General features: G+C 30.0%; 17 protein-coding genes and 1 riboswitch. Of the genes, 9 read left to right on the forward strand and 8 right to left on the reverse strand.

The features are described from left to right. Nucleotides 1-60: 60 nt before the first annotated feature. Together L988_RS07670 and L988_RS07675 are read right to left on the reverse strand one after the other, a co-directional pair. Nucleotides 61-804 carry a DUF368 domain-containing protein gene (locus L988_RS07670; RefSeq protein WP_047383122.1) on the reverse strand — a complete coding sequence of 248 codons (744 nt, stop codon included), beginning with the start codon at nt 802-804 and terminating at the stop codon, nt 61-63. Nucleotides 805-812: 8 nt separating this feature from the next. Further along, on the reverse strand, nt 813-1,874 hold the full coding sequence (locus L988_RS07675) for a Mu transposase C-terminal domain-containing protein (RefSeq protein ID WP_047383124.1): 1,062 nt from the start codon (nt 1,872-1,874) through the stop codon (nt 813-815). Between the two features lie 169 nt (nt 1,875-2,043). On the opposite strand from L988_RS07675, the gene ptsG reads away from it, so the two are divergent. Further along, nucleotides 2,044-3,519, forward strand: a complete 1,476-nt coding sequence (gene ptsG, locus L988_RS07680; protein WP_047383125.1) for a glucose-specific PTS transporter subunit IIBC — start codon at nt 2,044-2,046, stop codon at nt 3,517-3,519. 33 nt (nt 3,520-3,552) lie between these two features. Here the strand turns inward: ptsG and L988_RS07685 are convergent, their stop codons facing one another. From L988_RS07685 to polA, 5 genes are read right to left on the reverse strand one after another with little or no spacing between them, the layout of a single operon-like run. Further along, nucleotides 3,553-5,091 carry a TaqI-like C-terminal specificity domain-containing protein gene (locus tag L988_RS07685; RefSeq protein WP_047383127.1) on the reverse strand — a complete coding sequence of 513 codons (1,539 nt, stop codon included), beginning with the start codon at nt 5,089-5,091 and terminating at the stop codon, nt 3,553-3,555. Between the two features lies 1 nt (nt 5,092). After that, entirely contained in the window at nt 5,093-5,773 is a 681-nt protein-coding gene (locus tag L988_RS07690; protein WP_047383129.1) for a ScpA family protein, read from the reverse strand. Next, nucleotides 5,748-6,707 carry a bifunctional riboflavin kinase/FAD synthetase gene (locus L988_RS07695; protein ID WP_047383131.1) on the reverse strand — a complete coding sequence of 320 codons (960 nt, stop codon included), beginning with the start codon at nt 6,705-6,707 and terminating at the stop codon, nt 5,748-5,750. The genes L988_RS07690 and L988_RS07695 overlap by 26 nt, the downstream gene beginning before the upstream one ends. A gap of 10 nt (nt 6,708-6,717) precedes the next feature. Next, nucleotides 6,718-7,620, reverse strand: a complete 903-nt coding sequence (gene whiA / locus L988_RS07700) for a DNA-binding protein WhiA (protein ID WP_047383132.1) — start codon at nt 7,618-7,620, stop codon at nt 6,718-6,720. A gap of 11 nt (nt 7,621-7,631) precedes the next feature. Next, entirely contained in the window at nt 7,632-10,379 is a 2,748-nt protein-coding gene (gene polA, locus L988_RS07705; protein ID WP_047383134.1) for a DNA polymerase I, read from the reverse strand. A 148-nt stretch (nt 10,380-10,527) separates the two neighbouring features. Here polA and L988_RS07710 point away from each other — a divergent pair, with 148 nt between their 5' ends. The 7 genes from L988_RS07710 to L988_RS07740 all read left to right on the forward strand — a co-directional run bounded on the left by L988_RS07710 (nt 10,528) and on the right by L988_RS07740 (nt 15,954). After that, nucleotides 10,528-10,953, forward strand: a complete 426-nt coding sequence (locus L988_RS07710) for a single-stranded DNA-binding protein (protein WP_047383136.1) — start codon at nt 10,528-10,530, stop codon at nt 10,951-10,953. 14 nt (nt 10,954-10,967) lie between these two features. Continuing rightward, a riboswitch (TPP riboswitch) is annotated at nt 10,968-11,057 on the forward strand. A gap of 91 nt (nt 11,058-11,148) precedes the next feature. Then, a complete protein-coding gene (gene tenA, locus L988_RS07715; RefSeq protein WP_047383138.1) occupies nt 11,149-11,802 on the forward strand; it encodes a thiaminase II in 654 nt (217 codons plus the stop codon). A gap of 1 nt (nt 11,803) precedes the next feature. After that, nucleotides 11,804-12,517, forward strand: coding sequence for an ATP-binding cassette domain-containing protein (locus L988_RS07720; RefSeq protein ID WP_052191750.1), 714 nt, complete (start codon nt 11,804-11,806; stop codon nt 12,515-12,517). Further along, nucleotides 12,504-13,244 (forward strand): ABC transporter permease, encoded by a 741-nt coding sequence (locus tag L988_RS07725; protein ID WP_047383139.1) that lies wholly within the window; start codon nt 12,504-12,506, stop codon nt 13,242-13,244. The genes L988_RS07720 and L988_RS07725 overlap by 14 nt, the downstream gene beginning before the upstream one ends. Next, entirely contained in the window at nt 13,244-14,227 is a 984-nt protein-coding gene (locus tag L988_RS07730; RefSeq protein ID WP_047383141.1) for an ABC transporter substrate-binding protein, read from the forward strand. Before L988_RS07725 ends, L988_RS07730 begins: the two co-directional genes overlap by 1 nt. Before the next feature lie 49 nt (nt 14,228-14,276). Further along, a complete protein-coding gene (locus L988_RS07735; RefSeq protein WP_047383143.1) occupies nt 14,277-15,620 on the forward strand; it encodes an MATE family efflux transporter in 1,344 nt (447 codons plus the stop codon). 1 nt (nt 15,621) lies between these two features. Continuing rightward, a complete protein-coding gene (locus L988_RS07740) occupies nt 15,622-15,954 on the forward strand; it encodes an arsenate reductase family protein (protein ID WP_047383144.1) in 333 nt (110 codons plus the stop codon). Nucleotides 15,955-16,008: 54 nt separating this feature from the next. On the opposite strand, the gene L988_RS07745 is transcribed toward L988_RS07740, so the two are convergent. Beyond that, a complete protein-coding gene (locus L988_RS07745; protein ID WP_047383146.1) occupies nt 16,009-16,851 on the reverse strand; it encodes a WYL domain-containing protein in 843 nt (280 codons plus the stop codon). A 113-nt stretch (nt 16,852-16,964) separates the two neighbouring features. Between L988_RS07745 and L988_RS07750 the strand changes: the two genes are divergently transcribed. Then, nucleotides 16,965-17,759: a MurR/RpiR family transcriptional regulator gene (locus L988_RS07750; RefSeq protein ID WP_047383148.1), complete on the forward strand. Its 795-nt coding sequence runs from the start codon at nt 16,965-16,967 to the stop codon at nt 17,757-17,759. Nucleotides 17,760-17,872: the final 113 nt, after the last annotated feature.

The following is a 17,872-nucleotide window of genomic DNA, read 5'->3' on the forward strand; positions in this document are numbered from 1 at the left end:
TTAATTTGAAAAAAGTATCTTTCCTATTAAACTTTATTAGTTACTAGCTGAGTAGTTACTTTATATGAATAACGTTTGGATAATTTCAATCAATGATACTACTATTATTCCAACAATGAAATTTAATGTATAACTTCTATATTTATTTAAAAGAATATTTATTCCTTTCGCAACTAAAACTAATCCAATTCCTGTTCCAGCAGCAAAAAATATCAGTGGTAATATTGCAAAACTTTTTATATATCCCAAAACATTATAATACTCTCCTAACAATATTAATAGTAGTGAACCTGAAATTCCTGGAATTACCATTGCTCCAGCAGCTACTATACCACAGAAAAATAGTTTCACTCCATACCCTGCTGTAAAAGCTGTCTGAGCTGTTCTAACAACTTCCTCTCCTGCTAATGTTTTTGTTAAAAACATAAAAATTCCTGTAAAAGCCACTCCACTAAAGAAGGCTATTAAATTTTCTTTTTTAAAAAATTTCTCTCCTTTTAAAATAACTGGAATTGATGGTAGAATTAAAAATAAAAACGCTACTGTTGTTCCTTTAGGATATAACTCATACATCTTAGAAATAATTCCTGCAAAAGCAACTATTCCTAAAACTGCTCCTGCTCCTATTTGAGCTAAAAATTTGGCATATTCTATCTTTTTCTCCATTGAAGCTGTTAAAAAGTTTCCCACCGCTTCTGTCAATTTATCATAAATTCCTAACACTACTGCTAATGTACCTCCTGAAACTCCCGGTAACACATTAGCTATTCCTATTACAATTCCTTTTAAAAAATTCTTTACCATAATCTCTCCTAGTATTCTTTTATTAATTTAGCACTATCTATAAACTTATCCTTTTGATATATATCTACACTTTCCTTTAAAAATTCATTATAAAAAACATCTACTATACTTCCTTCGTACTCTTTTAAAGTTGGGCTATTATATAAGTTATTTTTCACTCTTACTCCATTATTATATATTTTTCTTTTATATTTATTTAAAAAATATAAAAGTTTATTTATATCTTCTGGTAAAAGTTTTTTATTTTCATTTATCTCTATAAAAAGATACTTTTTTATAAAGCTACTTATTTTGTCTAAAGTTATTAATTTTTCTCTATTGAACTCTTTTAAAATATCTGTATCTATATACCTTACAAAACCAAGCATATTTTCATCTGCTTCCTCTTGAATAATATTTATTTTTGTTTCAAAAAATACACTTCTTAATAAACTCTTCGATACACCATCTATCTTAAAATCTAAAGATATATTTTTAGGATAGGCTCCTTCAATTATAATACTTTCTCTTATAAAATTAAATAGATTTTTTAAATCTCTTTTTTTTTCTTCAAAAAGAAAATTAATCATCTTATAGTTTTCTTTATTGTAAAATATTGTTAGGTAAAAAATCTTATTTTTATTATTAAAAAAAGGAATAGGTACTGCTTTTTGTATAATAGCATATTCATATACTTGATCTTTTTTTACAGATTTTATAGAGTTTTGTTTTATATTCTCATCTAAGTTATTTATTATTCTAAAAAAGGTTGGGTAACTTATCATACTATTATATGAATTAAGAGTATTTTTAGCTTTTTCATATAACTTTGTAACTGGTAAAGAGTGATACTCCTTATATAGAGCCTTCAAATGAACTAAAACGTCTTCGTTAACCTTCTTAAATGTGTTCTTATCAGCTCTTATTTTTTTGGTCAATCCTTTTTCTCCAGAATCCTTGTACTGACTTACCCATCTTTTAAGTGTTGCATAAGATATTTGAGTTTCTTTCTCTATATCTCTAAGCTTTTTCTCCTTCTTAAAAAAGGGTTCAAGTATCTTATATTTTCTATTTTTTTCATCCGTTTGCATACCCAACTTACTCCCTTTTAAATTCTTTTGTTAAATTATAACACAAATGATGCGTAAAAAAAAGGCTCATTTATTTTGATAATTTTCTTGACTTTTTTCAAAATAAAATGTATTCTTTTAGTGACTTAATGATTCTTTATTATCACAATATAATATATGGAGGAGTTTTATGAAATTATTTGCTGAAGTTCAAAAAATCGGTAAAGCTTTAATGACACCGGTTGCAATTCTACCAGCTGCTGGTATATTCCTTGCTGCTGGAAACAAATTAGGAATACCTTTAATGGAGCAAGCTGGGGGAATAATATTTGGTAACTTACCACTATTATTTGCTGTAGGAGCTGCTATCGGTCTTGTTGGAGGAGACGGAATCGCTGCACTTGCTGCTATTGTTGCTTTATTAATAATGAACACAACTATGGGATCACTTACAGATGCCGCTAATGGAATCGCTGCTGGAAACCCAGCTTTCGCTGAAGTTTTAGGAATCCCTACTCTTCAAACTGGAGTTTTCGGAGGATTAATCGCTGGTATCATCGCTGCTATCTGTTACAAAAAATTCTATAGAACAGAATTACCTGCTTTCTTAGGATTCTTTGCTGGTAAAAGATTAGTTCCTATTATGACTGCTGTTCTTGCTTTCTTAGTAGGTTTAGCAATGCCTTACATCTGGCAACCAGTTCAAGCTGGACTTGCTCAACTTTCTTTCTTAGCTAATGAGACAAATACAAATATTTCTACATTACTATTTGGTATAACAGAAAGAGCGTTAATCCCATTCGGATTACACCACATTTTCTACTCACCATTCTGGTACCAATTTGGGGAATATACAAATGCTGCTGGACAAATTGTTAACGGAGACCAAGCAATTTGGTTCGCAATGTTTAAAGATGGAGTTCACTCATTCGATTCAGCTACTTACGCTGGAGCTGGTAAGTTCTTAACTGGTAAGTTCCCATTCATGATGTTTGGATTACCTGCTGCTGCTCTTGCTATGTATCACGAAGCTAAGTCTGAAAACAAGAAAATGGCTGCTGGAATTCTATTCTCTGCTGCTCTTACTTCATTCTTAACTGGAATAACTGAACCTTTAGAGTTCTCGTTCCTATTCGTTGCACCAATCCTTTATGGAATTCACTGTGTATTCGCAGGATTATCATTCATGTTAATGAATATGTTTAAAGTTAGAATTGGTATGACATTCTCTGGTGGAGTTATTGACTATATCATGTTCGGTGTTTTACCTGGAACTGAAGGATTCAAAACTAACTGGCCAATGGTTATCGTTGTTGGATTAGGATTCTCTGTTATTTACTACTTCGGATTCAGATTCTTCATTAGAAAGTTCAATTTAGCTACTCCTGGAAGAGAAGTTGGATCTGATCTTGATGATGCACCAAAAGCTGAAGGAAGTGAATTAGCTGCTTTAGTTCTTGCTGCTCTTGGTGGAAAAGAAAACATAATCTCTGTTGATGCTTGTATCACAAGATTAAGACTTGAAGTTAAAGATTCTTCAATCGTTAATGACGCTGAGTTAAAAAGATTAGGAGCTTCTGGAGTTTTAAAAGTTGGACAAAATGGAGTTCAAGCTATATTTGGTGCTAAAGCACAATTTATCGCTAATGACATAAAAGCATTATAATTAAAATCATAAAATAAAACTAAAGGGAGGAGCTCATTGCTCCTCCCTTATATCTATATTCATAATCTTACTAAAATAAAGATCTATCTCTTTTTGAATATCTTCACTATAACTCTCAAGTTGTTTTCTAACTAAATCAACAATCACCTTGATCTCACTCTCTTCATTTGGATAATACAACGGACACTCTTTTAAAGGGGTTGAATAAAACTCTAAATTCTTTCCTTTTTTCTTACCGATATAATTAAACCAATAATAAAAAACTTTCGAGTTTAAATAACCAAGAATATAAAATAAATTTATCTCTGGATTTTTAGCCGTCAAATAATATACATCAGCACTACTATAAAAAGGATCTTCTGTATATCCAAAGTTATTTGTTTTACATCTTTGTCTAACAACAATTTTGGGTTTTAAAAATATCTCCTCATCTCTTGCCCATTGGAGCTCCCACCAATTTATTCTATTATTGACAACCTCTCTTCTCAAAGATAATTTACCTTTATATTCTAAAAGATAGTTCATCAATTTATCATCGAGCTCTGATTTTCCATTCAAATATATTATCCAAAACGGTGGTTTTTTAGAAACCTCATATTTTCCTATATCTTTATTTTTGTAAAAAGGTTTTAAATATTTTTTAAACTCCTCTTTGTACTCATTAAAAACAAAAACTCTATCTGCTCCACTAACTATACCTTGATTTACATTCAATAACTCTCCCAATGTTTTATTACTGTTGCCTCTTATCTTCTCGATATTTTTTTTACAAAACGGTGGTATTAAAATTATTTTACTGTGCTCCTGGGCAAAAATATTATTCTGCTCAATCGTATATTCTATTTCATCATCTTGTATAAAAACTTCGCTATTTCTTTTAGATTTCTGCCAATAAAATATGATATTGTGTTGTCCTATCGCATCCTTAAATATAGAGTGACTATAGTTTTCAATTCTAAAAAACTCTCCCTCTAGCCTCAACTTTTCTCGCAAACCTTCAGCACTATCAGCCTTCAACCAATAATTTGTTGTCAAATAAACTAAAATCCCATCCTCTTTTAAAATATCTATTCCTTTTTCAATAAAAAAATAGAAGTAATCCATTTTGGGTTTATAATATTTTTTTCCAAAATCTGTTTCTTTTATTGTATGAAAAACTTCTTTGTGGTTTTTTTCGCCTAAATATGGTGGATTCCCAATAACAATATCATACTTTTCATCTATAATCTCATAAAGTGAATCACACTCTTTTAAGTTTAACTCTCCATCTATTCCATATTTAAAGAAAAGAGCCTCCGCTCTTTTCTTTAATATATTCAATGCTTTTGAGTCTATATCATACCCTGTTAACCACTTTTCGCTATATCTATATTCTCCAAATATCTTTTTAGAAGTTTTCAACAACTCTTCTAACATAGCTAAAAGAAGATTTCCTGATCCACAAGAGATATCCACTATTTTTATATCTAAAAAATTCTCATTCGAAATTTTTTCTAAACATTTTTCTAGCGATACTTTTGCCATACTTAAAGCATACCGCTCCGGAGTATATATTTTATAATTATATTCCAACTTAGTCCCTCCTAAAGAGTTTTAAGCTACCTTCACCCTCTATTGATATAATTCCATCTCTATATAAATCTAATATCGCTAAAAATATATAAACTAAATGTGTCCTATTCTCTGCTCTTCTAAAAAGATCTACTACAGTTTTCTCTGCTGAATAAAGTATCACCTTTATTCTATCCATCTCCTCTTTTAAAGAGTATCTTTTCTCTACTTCAATCTCTAAATATTCCTCATCTTTAGGAAGATACTTAACATAGCTATTGAAAACATCTTGGAGTTTCAAAGTTGTCAAATCAAACTCTTTCGGGATATTTTTGGTGATTTTTCTTCCCTCTCCTCTTGTATAAGCTATATTGTATTCACACTCTATAGTTGCTATAACTGTTGCTACTTCTTTAAATACTTTATAATCCTCTAGTCTTCTTTTTAAATCCTTTTCTTTCTCTTCCTCTTTATTTACACTCAATATCGATACAGCTTTTATTTCTAAGAGTTCTGAAGCGATCTCTAAAAATTCTACCTTTATACCTAAATTGTCACTCTGTGCTTTTTCTATAAATTGAAGATACTCATCTATAATCTGAGATATTTTTATTTCAGATATTTTCATTTTTTTCTTCTCTATAAGATGTAATAAAAGGTCCAACGGTCCTTCAAAATTATCTATCTTTAATACTATCTCCATCCTCTATTACCTTAACCTTAGCTCTCCAATTCAGAACATCATTTTTTATTGTTTCTTTTAACTCATCCATCGAATTAAATTTTTTTTCCTCTCTTAAAAACTCCATTAACGACACATATATTCTTTTCCCATATATATCTCTATCAAAGTCCAATATATGTACCTCGATACTTCTCTCATCAGGTTTCAGTGTTGGATTTTTTCCGATATTGATAACAGCATTCCAACTACTCTCTTCACCTTCTATTCTAACTCTACCTCCATATATTCCAAACGGAGGATATATTTTATTTAGAATTTTCAAATTAGCTGTTGGGAACCCCATAATTCTCCCCAACTTCCTTCCGTGAACAACCTCGCCAATAATCAAAAATGGCTGCCCTAAACATCTATTAGCGATATCTAGATTCCCAGTCGCTAACATCTCTCTTATAAAAGTCGAACTTATTATCTGTTCCTCTAATTTTACAGGTTCTATAACATTTACTTCAATATCCAAAACTTTAGCAAACTCTTTTAAATTCCCAACTGTTCCTCTTCCACCTTTTCCAAAAGAAAAATTGAATCCCACATAAATCTCTTTTGTATTCAAAGTATTTTTAAGAACTGTTTTTACAAATTGCTCAGGACTCATACTTGAGAACTCTTTAGTAAAAGGTTGTAAAATTAAATAATCTACACCTAAAGATTTTATTATATGAATCTTTTCATCTAAAGAACTTATCAATTTAGGTGCTTTAATGCTATTTGTAATCTCTAAAGGATGATTCAAAAAGGTAAATACTACCGATTTCCCTCCATTTTCTTTTGCTTTTTCGACAGCTTTAGATATCAACTCTCTGTGACCCATATGAATCCCATCAAAAGCTCCTATAGCAACATAAACATCTCCAAATTTTTCTTCAGTTAGCAAAATATCGTCTATTATCTTCATAGTACTCCCCTTATGCTTCTCTCTCTTTTTCTAAAAGTTCATTATGTATCTCTTCTAATCTTCTAAACCTATTTCTTATTCCAGATTTAGATATTCCTATTATTTCTGCTAACTCTTGTAAAGAAGCCTCTGGATTTTCCAATCTCAAAAAGGCAATCTCTTCAAGAACAGGACTAAGATTATTTAATCCCATCCTATTTCCAATTATATTTATCATTTTTATCTGTTTTCTAGCTGTGTCTAATGTTTTCGTTTCATTAGCAACTTCCCAGTTCATCTCTCTGATGGTTTTATTCTTTAAATCTTTAATCATAGTAGTTTCTTCATAGTTATAAAACTCTTTCATCGATCCTATCAAAACTATTATATCCATAATATCTTCGGCATTTCTCATATAAACTAAAGGTTTATTTCTTTTGATGGTTTTATATGCTCTTTTCTCCATTTTTATTAAAAGATTATACAGATCATCAGCTAACTCATCATTATCTACAAAAAAATCTAAAGCATACTCTTTCTCAGGAGATTTTATATATCCACATCCCAAAAACATTCCTCTTATAAATCCTTTTTCTATTGTTTCATCTGTGTTATCACTGTGTAAACTATATTTATCTAAATCATCTACAAATTTTTTTACACCCGGTTGAGATGGTATATTTATTACATATGTATTATGCTCTCCAAATTTTTTACTTTTAGAGAACTTTATAAATATCTTTAACTTTGTTAACTCTCTCAGCATTGAATATATTCTTTCTGCTATCTCTTTGTTTTCTAATTTTAACTCTATACTATTCTCATTTATGGCGTGTTTCAATAAGAGTATCGCTCTTATTTCAGCGTACTTTTCATCTTCTGATAGTTCACACCTATGAAGTATCTCATTTTTTACTTTATAAGTATACGACACAATCTTTCCTCCTACTTTGTTTCAGACCAATTCTGTCCTATAGAGCTATTTACCTCTAGTTTTACTTTAGAGAATTTTATACTTTCTCTCATTATTTTCTCTATTTCAGTTTTATACTCTAAGGCTTTATCTTTTTCCACTTCAAATATAAGTTCATCGTGTACTTGAAGTAACATATGAATATCATTTTTATCTTTTAAAAGATTGTATAAATTTATCATAACCTTTTTTAAAACCTCAGCAGCCGTTCCTTGGATAACTGTATTTACAGCCATTCTTTCAGCCTGACTTTTTATAACTCTATTGTTTGAATTGATTCCATCTATTATTCTTTTTCTTTTAAAATATGTTTCAACATATCCATTTTCTTCAGCAGACAATATAATCTCTTTTTCTAAATGCTTCACTGAAGGATATTGCTCAAAATATCTACTGATATAATCAGAAGCTTCTTTCGGAGTTATCTTTAACTCTTGAGATAATCCAAATGCTGTTTTTCCATATATTATACTAAAGTTTACTGTTTTCGCGGCATCTCTTTGCTCTCTCGATACACTCTCTTCATCTGACAATTGGAACAATTTTCTAGCGGTTAAACTGTGTAAATCTAAGTTTTCAGCATAAGCTTTTATCAAGTTTTCATCCTGTGATATCTCCGCTAAAACTCTTAATTCGATTTGAGAGTAATCTATACCTAAAAGTACGCAGCCCTCTTTAGCTACAAAACCAGCTCTTATCTTCATTCCCTCTTCTGTTCTAACAGGTATATTTTGAAGATTCGGATCTGATGATGACAATCTTCCTGTTGCTGTTCCTGTTTGATTAAATGTTGTATGTAATCTATTGTTCTCATCTGCCATCTTAGGAAGTGGATCTACATATGTCGATTTTAACTTACTTAACTTTCTATATTCTAAAATATATTTAGCTATTGGATAACCTTGTTCATCTAATTTTTCTAAAACTTCACTATCTGTTGAGAATCCTGTTTTTGTTTTCTTTACAGGTGGGATATTTAGATTGATAAATAAAACTTCGCCCAATTGTTTTGGAGAGTTAATATTAAACTCACCTTCTGCTTCCTCATATATTTTATTAGTTAAACCTTCTAATTTTTTTTCTAATTCAGAGCTATACTCTGCAAAATATTCTGGACATATTTTTATTCCCTCTATCTCCATAGCTGCTAATACTTTTATTAGAGGCATCTCTGTTTCTTTCAGTACTTCGTATAGATTATTATGTTTTAGTTCTTTTAAAAGCTCTGGATATGCTAATAACATTCCTCGAGTTCTCTTAGCTAAAAATTTCCCATACTCTTCATTTGATATCTCATCTATTTTGGTTTTTCCAAATACATCTGAATATTTCTCAACATCTTCCTCTATAACATTTCTTAACATAACCTCAATCTCTTCTCTAGTTTGAGATGTCAAAAGATGATAGGCTAACATTGTATCAAACTCCATATTTTTTATAGAGTAACCTTTTCTTAAAATATTCTTAAATCCGTAAGATATAAATTGAGTATCTGATTCTAATAGTTTTTTAAACGAGTCAATACTCTCACTATCATCTAGTGGTAAATAGTAATCTCTACTTTTTAAAGAAGCTGCTACTCCTTTATCTCCTAGATAGATTGCTACTTTCTCATTAGAAGATAACTTTTTAAAAATTTCTTCACCTTTTAAAACGAAAAATCCTTTTTCATCCGAAACTGTTGTTTGGGCTGGAGCTGTAAAATTAAATAATCCTAACTGCATTCCGCCACTTACCGGAGTCGAAGCTACAACCTTCTCTTTCTCTGGCTCTATATTCAATGTCATTTGTGGTTCAGTTTTTTCTTCAGATAAGATTTGTGAAGTTTCTGTATTTACTAGATTTTCAAGTCCTAACTTTTTTATCAGAGATTTGAACTCTAACATCTTAAAGAACTCCAGCAATCTTACATTATCTCTTTTATATTCTAACTCTTCATCTTTTAAATCCAAATGTATATATTGGATAGTAGCTAACTCTCTACTTAAAAACGCCATCTCTTTATCTTCAATTAAATTATTTATTAATGATTTTCCAATCCCTGGAAGTTCTGTTAACGAATCTATATTTTCATATATTCCCTCTAAATGACCATATTTTTCTAACATAGGTATAGCTTTTTTTGACCCTATCTTTCTAACACCCGGTATTCCATCACTCGTATCTCCAATTAATCCAAACAGATCAGGTATCATATCTGGTTTTACACCTAGCTGTTCGATTACATCTGCTTCAGTTCTAAGTATTTTTAAACCTCCGCCATCTCCCTTTCCTAAAAGAGCTATATTTACATGGTCGTTTAAAATTTGAGATAAATCCTTATCTCCTGTTATCACATACGACTCAATTCCTTTCGCTGCTAAATCTTTAGCCAAGCTCCCAAGTACATCATCTGCTTCATAGCCATCTATTTTAAATTTTTTTATTCCAAAACAATCTAAAAGTTCCTCTATTCTTGGAATTTGAACTACTAAATCCTCAGGGGCTGCATCTCTTTTTGCTTTATAATCCTTAAACATCTCACTTCTTTTTAGAGTCGCTCTTTTAACGTCAAACGCAGCTCCTATATAATCAGGTTCTAACTGGTTTATTACACTTAATAGTGTATTTATAAATCCATAAACTGCTCCTGTCGGCTCATTTTTAGTTCTAAAATTAAGATTTCCATAAAAAGCTCTGTACATTATTGCACTTACATCTAATAAAACTGCTTTTTTCATCTTTATCCCCTTTCATTCTTTTTACATTTTTCATATTATTATACCATACAGACTACCTTTATAAAAAAAATTATTTTATAAATAAATATTATTTTTTCTATTTTTCTGTTATAATTTGAATGTATAAACTAAAATATAGGAGGTATTTATGAATCTAGTTGTATTAATCGGACGTTTAACTAGAGATCCTGAACTTAAATTTGGACAAAGTGGTAAAGCTTACTCAAGATTTAGCTTAGCTGTTGACAGACCTTTTTCTAAAGGTGAAGCAGATTTCATCAACTGTGTCGCTTTCGGAAAGACAGCTGAACTTATTGGTGAGTACCTAAGAAAAGGAAGAAAAGTTGCTGTTAACGGTAGACTTCAAATGAATAGATATGAAGTAAATGGAGAAAAAAGAACTAGTTACGATGTACTAGTTGAAAGTATGGAGTTTGTTGAAGGAAGAGGAGAGGCTTCTCCATCAAACGACTTCGCACCAACACCATCATACTCAGCACCAAGAGCTGCTGAGGCACCATCAAAAGATGACTTCGGTGGATCATCTTTCGATGAGGACGAATTCCCGTTCTAATAATTAAATAATTTATAAACTACTAGGGGTGCCTTCGGGCTGAGATTTTACCCTTAGAACCTGATCTAGTTAATACTAGCGTAGGGAAGTAGTCTTAACACACATTTATCTTCTATAATTGTGTTCTAAAAGCTATTTTCCTAATTTTTTGGAAAATAGCTTTTTTTATTTTAAAGAATTTTACAGGAGGATTTTATGTTTTCAAAAGAGTTATATTTAAGTGCAAAAGATATTTGGGATAGCTACTACGAGCATCCATTTGTAAAAGAGATTGGAGAAAACTGTTTAGACAAAGAAAAATTTAAGTTTTATATTATTCAGGATTACCTATACCTTTTAGAATATGCAAAACTTTTTGCTCTAGGAGTTATAAAAAGTAAAAATGAAAATGATATGAAAAAGTTTGCAAAACTTACAGATGGAATCTTAAACTCTGAGATGGGAATACATAGAGTTTATATGAAAAAATTAGGCATTACTGAAGAGGATATTTCGAGAGTGAAACCAACTTTAGATAATGTATCTTACACTAGTTATATGCTTTCAGTTTCACATTGTGGAGATATAAAAGAGATTGCTGTTGCTGCTCTTTCATGTATGTGGAGTTATAAAATGATTGGTGATAAATTAAAAGAACTTTATGGAATCGAGCAAGATTTTTATGGGGATTGGATTAAAACATATTCATCATCTACCTATGAAGAACTTACAAATTGGAATATTGAAATTGTTGAAAAATATTGTGCAAATATCTCTGAAGAAGAGAAAGAGCATCTAAAAACTATATTTATCAACTGTAGTATCTACGAGTATAAATTCTGGGATATGTCATATAAGGGGTCTCATTAAAATGGATATTCTTAATGTTAGCAATCTTACTTTTAATTATAATGATGAACTTCCGATTTTAAAAAATCTATCATTTAATGTTAAGAATAACGAACTTATCAGTATAGTTGGTGGCAGTGGTTGTGGAAAATCAACCATCATAAAACTTTTAGCAAATATTGAAACTCCAACTAACGGAGATATATCTATAAATAGTATCTCGTACATGCCTCAGTCGGATACTTTGCTACCTTGGAGAACCATTCTTCAAAATATTCTTCTTCCAATTGAGATTGAAAAGGGTGATCTGATTAAAGAAAAAGAAAACGCTTTAAATCTTTTAAAAAGATTTAATCTTTTATCCTATGCTGACAACTATCCAGATGAACTTTCTGGTGGAATGAAACAGCGTATATCTTTAATAAGAACTCTTATGAACAAAGGAGAGCTTTTACTTTTAGATGAGCCATTTTCTGCTCTTGATGCCATCACTCGTGAAGATTTACAAAAGTGGCTTCTAAATAGTCTAACTACTCTTCAAAAAAGTATGATCTTTATTACTCATGATATTGACGAGGCTATGTTTTTATCTAATCGTATATTAGTTTGTAAGGAAAAACCAATTTCATCATTTGATGAGTTTACAGTTCCTAAAAATATGACATTTGAGGAAAAAGCAAAGTTAAAAAAAGAGATTCTAACATCTGTGAAGGGAGTTGACAATGAAAAAATTTAATCCTGGAACACTGTCTATACTAATATTTTTTATGTGCTGGGAGGTTTTAGGAAAAGCTATAAATAAAGCATATATTCTTCCAACTCCTTTAAATATTCTTATTAAAATATGGACTTTAAAAGAGAGTCTTTTTTTGACTCATCTACCCGCTACTTTAACAATAGCCGTTACTGCATCTATCTTGACTTTAATATTAGGAGTTACTTTGGCTATTGCTATGGATTTTAATAAGATAGTTTATGACTCGATCTATCCTTTGATTGTCACGAGTCAAACTATTCCAATCACAGCTTTAGCACCTATTTTCATCTTATGGTTTGGTTATTCTATTTGGAGTAAAGTTATTGTTTCTGTAATAATCTCATTTTTCCCAATAACCATAACTATATACAACGGATTCCAAAACATCGAAAAAGATGAGATTAATTATTTCAAAAGCTTAAAAGCTACAAAAATACAGATTTTCTTCAAACTGAAACTACCTAGAGCACTTCCAAATTTTTTCTCAGCTTTAAAGATGAGTGTTCCTTTAGTTTTAATAGGATCTGCAATTGGTGAATGGCTTGGAGCTACTTCTGGACTTGGATATTTCAGTAAAAGAATGATGTCTCAACTTGATGGAGCTGGAGTATTTGCTCCTATTGTAATCATCTCTCTTTTAGCAATTATTTTGGTTAGAATGATTACTAGTTTAGAAAATAAAATTTTACATTGGAGGAGAAAATAATGAAAAAACTACTGACTTTATTTATTTTAACAACTCTATTTTTAAGTTGTAACTCAAAAAATTCAGAAAAAACTAAAGATTTGAAAGAAGTTTCTATAATTTTAGATTGGTATCCTAATGCTGTTCACTCTTTTTTATATACTGCAATTGAAAAGGGATATTTTGAAGAGGAAGGAATAAAACTTAATATTATATATCCATCTTCGCCATCTGATTCTCTAACTTTACCAGCTGCAAAAAAAGCTGATATTGGAATATCTTATCTAAATAGTGTCGTTATAGCGAAAACAAACGAAGATGTTCCTATAAAATCTTTTGGAGCTGTTCTTCAAAGATCTGTAAATACAGTTATCTCTTTAAAAGAAAAAAATATAACATCTCCTAAAGATTTTGAAAATAAAATTGCTGGAACAAGCGGTGGTATCTTGTCCGAAACATACCTTAACTCTATGATGAAATTTAAAAACTTAGACCCTAAATCTCTAAAAATAATCGATGTTGGCTTTGAGCTTCTAACTGCAATGATAACAAATAGAGTTGATTTTACAATCGGAAATATGGTTAATCACGAGGTTCCTGTTATAAAAGAGAAGGGAATTGATATAAATTACTTCCTAATAGATAATTTTGGTATTCCTCAAGCTTATGAACTTATCTTAGTTGCAAATGAAGAACTTTTAAATCAAAACAAAGACAGCTATGAAAAAGTTTTAAAGGCTATGAGAAAAGGATTCTACGACGTGCAAAACAACCCCGAAGAAGCTTTAAAACTTTTACTTTCAAAACAAGCTGTAGAACAGTTTCCTCTGAGTGAAACTGTTGAGAAAGAAAGCTTAGAGATTCTGTTGCCAATTATGGAAACTGAAAATGCCAAATTCTTAGATCAAAATGAAAATATTTGGGAAAATAATATAAACTGGTTATATGAAAATGGTATTATTCAAAGAAAATTACCTGCTAAAAATTTTATATATCAATTTTAGTTTTTTTAATATATAATACCCTTTAGAATGAAAATTTGGAGGGATTATTTTGAAACAACTTCGCTCTTTATGGAGAGAAAACAAAAATGAGATTTTATCAATTTTTACAATTGCTTTACCTACTATTGTCGATATGTTCGTACAAACATTACTTGGCTTCTTCGACTTAATCATGGTTGGAAGACTAGGTCCCGAAGCAATCGCTTCAGTAGGACTTGGAACTGCACCTATCTTAACTGTAATACCAATATTCTTTGCTATAAGTGTTGGAACTACAGCTATGGTTAGTAGAGCATACGGAGCTAAAAACTACTCTGAGGCTCGAGATGGCATGAGTCAAAGTTTAATTTTAGGAATTCCTGCCGCTCTTATTGTCACAGTTGCATTTATCATTTTTGGAAAAAACATTTTAGAACTTATCAGTAAAAACCAACCTATTGGTGATGCTTTAAGTTACTTAAAAGTTGTTTCTTTAGGAATTCCATTCCTATGTTTCAATATCATTTTCTCTTATGGGTTTAGATCTATAAGTAAATCAAAGATTCCAATGATTAACAACACTATAAGTATTTTCTCTAATATCCTTCTTAACTACATATTTATTTTTGTATTAAATCTTGGAGTTTTGGGAGCTGGAATTGCAACTACAATATCAAGAGGAGTAGTTACACTTATTTTCTCTTTCCTTATTATATATAAGAGAAACTATTGCATTGCTTTAACTAAAAAAGATTTCAAAATAAAAAAAGAGGTTTGCAAAAGGCTTATAAAAGTTGGGTTGCCATCAGCTGGTGAACAAAGTATATTTAGAATTGGAATGCTTATATTTGAAGCTATGGTTATAAACTTAGGGACACTTCAGTATGCAGCACATAAAATTGCCCTTACAGCTGAATCATTCTCTTTCAATTTAGGATTGGGATTCTCAGTTGCTGGAACTGCTCTTGTTGGTCAACATCTTGGAGCTAAAAAATACCAAGATGCTAAAAAAGCTGGTTATCTAAACATGTTTTTAGCTATGTTTGTTATGACTGCATTTGGATTTATCTTTATGGTATTCCCTAAATTTGTTATATCTATGTTTACAAAAGAACAAAACATTGTTCCTATGGCTAGTTCTGCACTTAGAATAGTTTCAATAGCTCAACCGATACTTGCAGTATCTATGGTCTTAAGCGGTGCTTTAAGAGGTGCTGGTGACACTAAATCTGTTCTTTGGATAACATCTTTAGGAATGTTTCTTATAAGAATCCCTATGACATATCTTTTCCTTTATGTATTTAACTTTGGATTGAATGGTGCTTGGATGGTTATGATTATAGATTTAACTTACAGAGGAATTGCTTGTTTATACAGATTTAGACAGGGAAAATGGAGATATATAGAGGTGTGATATGATAATACAAATTTTTGGTAGAAAAAACTGCAATGAAACTAAAAAAGTTCAAAGATTTTTTAAAGAGAGAGTAATCAAGTTTCAATTTATTGATCTTATTGAAAAAGCCCCTTCTAAAAAAGAATTAGAAACTTTTTTAAGATATTTTGATATCGAAGAGCTATTAGATAAATCTAGTAATGAATATAAAAAAAGAAACTTAGAATACATGGTTTATGATACTGAGGAACTTCTTTTAGAAAGTCCTGTTCTATTTAAAACTCCTATTATTAGATGGGATAAAGGTGTTTCTTTAGGTTATTCTCTTGACGAACTAAAAAAAATGTCTTAATTTTAAATTTTAATAAAAAAAGGAACCTGCTGAAATTTTTTCAGCGTGGTTCCTTTATTTTTTATACTGCTCTAAAGCTTTCTCGTATTTATTTTTAAACCACTCTCTCAATTCAATCGGCTCTAAAATCTCTACCTCATCTAAAAAGAAACTAAAGTATCTTTTAGCTTTCTCTTCAGAGCACTCTAAGATATATTCATTTAAATTTTTTTGAATAACTTTAGGCCGATTTGTTTGAAGCTCTTTAAACAGATTTTCTCCAGAGTTTGTTAATCTTATCTTTACTTTTTTCCCAAAAGAAATAAATGGATCGAAATCCTCTTTCATCCTTTGAACAAAATCGATATCTCTTATTTTAAAATTGCTATTTTTTGTATAAACTGAATCTATATATTTTATTCTATAATTTTTCCACAATTTTTCTTTTAAATTATAACAAAACAGATAATTTGCAACCTCTAACTTAGAACTCTCAATCAAATATGGTTCAACCTCAATGCTCTTACCATCTCTGAAGTTTACTTTTATCAATTTTCTCTCGGCAATAGAATCATTAATTCTCTCCACTTTTTCCTTGAAAAGGAAAAGCTCTCTTTTCTTTTTACAATTTTCAGAGTAATCAGTTAAAATCTCTCTAAAAAATTCTGATTCATTTTGAATCCTGTTTTCCTCTAAAAAGTTATAATATCCTCTAAGATTTTTTTTGTTTAAATTGAACTGTATAACTGAAGTTTCATTTTTATCAACCTCAACTTCTAGCTTTGTATAATCCTCTTTTGCATACTCTTCATATAGATAATTCAATAATGTATTTTTTTTTATAAAAAATTCTTCAATATCACTCTCTAATATTTCAGCTATTCTTTTTGGTAATGTTACTCTTATTTTCTTTTCCATAAATCACTCCAATAGAATCTTTCTCAAAAATAATTATATCATACAAATAACAGTTTTTTTAAATAAATATTTGTGATACTATTATATTATCATATTCCATGGGAGGTACTTTTTTGGATGTAATCTATGAAATAAAACAAAAATACAATAGTTTTTCCTCTAAAGAAAAAGAGATTGCTAACTATATCCTAGAAAATAAAAATAATATTGAAAATATATCTATCACAAATTTATCAAAAGCTATTGGAGCTTCAACCTCAACTATTACAAGATTTTCAAAAAAAATAAATTGTGAGAGTTTCGTTCAAATGAAGATGAAGCTGAATACTCAATCTGCAAACTCTTCTAATAAAGAGGAGGATATCTTTTCTGCTGTTCACGATTATTATACAGAGGTTGTTGAAAAAACAAATCAACTTCTTAATAAAGAACTCATTCTAAAAGTTATTGAAGATATTAAAAACGCAAAAAAAATATATATCTATGGAGTTGGGAGTTCTGGTTTAAGTGCCCAAGAGTTTATGCAAAGACTTTTAAGAATGGGATTCAATGTCTCTTCTATCACGGATTCACATATGATGATTATAAATAGTGCCATTTTAAAAGAAAGTGATCTTGTTATTGGAATCTCTATCTCTGGAGAAACTAAAGAACTTGTGAATTCTTTTAGAGTAGCTCAAAAAAATGGTGCTAAAACAATTGGAGTCACTAGTTTACCTAATAGTAGCTTAAAAGATTTTTCTGATAATTTAATTCTAATCTGTGCATCTAATTTTATAAATAAAAGAGATTTTATAAATACACAATTCTCAACTATGTATCTCTTTGATTTAATTTCGACTATTTTATTAGAGGATTCAAATCTAAGAGAGAAAATGCAACTTACCATTGAAGCAATTTTAAAGTAAAAACTTTAAATAATTGAAGTATCTATGAAAAAAGACCGAATCATTTTCATGATCTGGTCTTTCTTCAGTTTATGATTTTTTCCACCCCATTACAAACTCTTTATCCTTAAATT

Origin of the sequence: Cetobacterium sp. ZWU0022 (genome assembly GCF_000800875.1) — a bacterium.
Taxonomy (GTDB): domain Bacteria; phylum Fusobacteriota; class Fusobacteriia; order Fusobacteriales; family Fusobacteriaceae; genus Cetobacterium_A.

Coding starts and splice junctions, on each gene's coding strand:
- L988_RS07720 (WP_052191750.1), top strand. CDS start 11,804: ATGGATATTCTTAATGTTAGCAATCTTACTTTTAATTATAATGATGAA.
- ptsG (WP_047383125.1), top strand. CDS start 2,044: ATGAAATTATTTGCTGAAGTTCAAAAAATCGGTAAAGCTTTAATGACA.
- polA (WP_047383134.1), bottom strand. CDS start 10,379: ATGAAAAAAGCAGTTTTATTAGATGTAAGTGCAATAATGTACAGAGCT.
- L988_RS07745 (WP_047383146.1), bottom strand. CDS start 16,851: ATGGAAAAGAAAATAAGAGTAACATTACCAAAAAGAATAGCTGAAATA.
- L988_RS07710 (WP_047383136.1), top strand. CDS start 10,528: ATGAATCTAGTTGTATTAATCGGACGTTTAACTAGAGATCCTGAACTT.
- L988_RS07740 (WP_047383144.1), top strand. CDS start 15,622: ATGATAATACAAATTTTTGGTAGAAAAAACTGCAATGAAACTAAAAAA.
- tenA (WP_047383138.1), top strand. CDS start 11,149: ATGTTTTCAAAAGAGTTATATTTAAGTGCAAAAGATATTTGGGATAGC.
- L988_RS07670 (WP_047383122.1), bottom strand. CDS start 804: ATGGTAAAGAATTTTTTAAAAGGAATTGTAATAGGAATAGCTAATGTG.
- L988_RS07695 (WP_047383131.1), bottom strand. CDS start 6,707: ATGAAGATAATAGACGATATTTTGCTAACTGAAGAAAAATTTGGAGAT.
- L988_RS07675 (WP_047383124.1), bottom strand. CDS start 1,874: ATGCAAACGGATGAAAAAAATAGAAAATATAAGATACTTGAACCCTTT.
- L988_RS07730 (WP_047383141.1), top strand. CDS start 13,244: ATGAAAAAACTACTGACTTTATTTATTTTAACAACTCTATTTTTAAGT.
- L988_RS07725 (WP_047383139.1), top strand. CDS start 12,504: ATGAAAAAATTTAATCCTGGAACACTGTCTATACTAATATTTTTTATG.
- L988_RS07690 (WP_047383129.1), bottom strand. CDS start 5,773: ATGGAGATAGTATTAAAGATAGATAATTTTGAAGGACCGTTGGACCTT.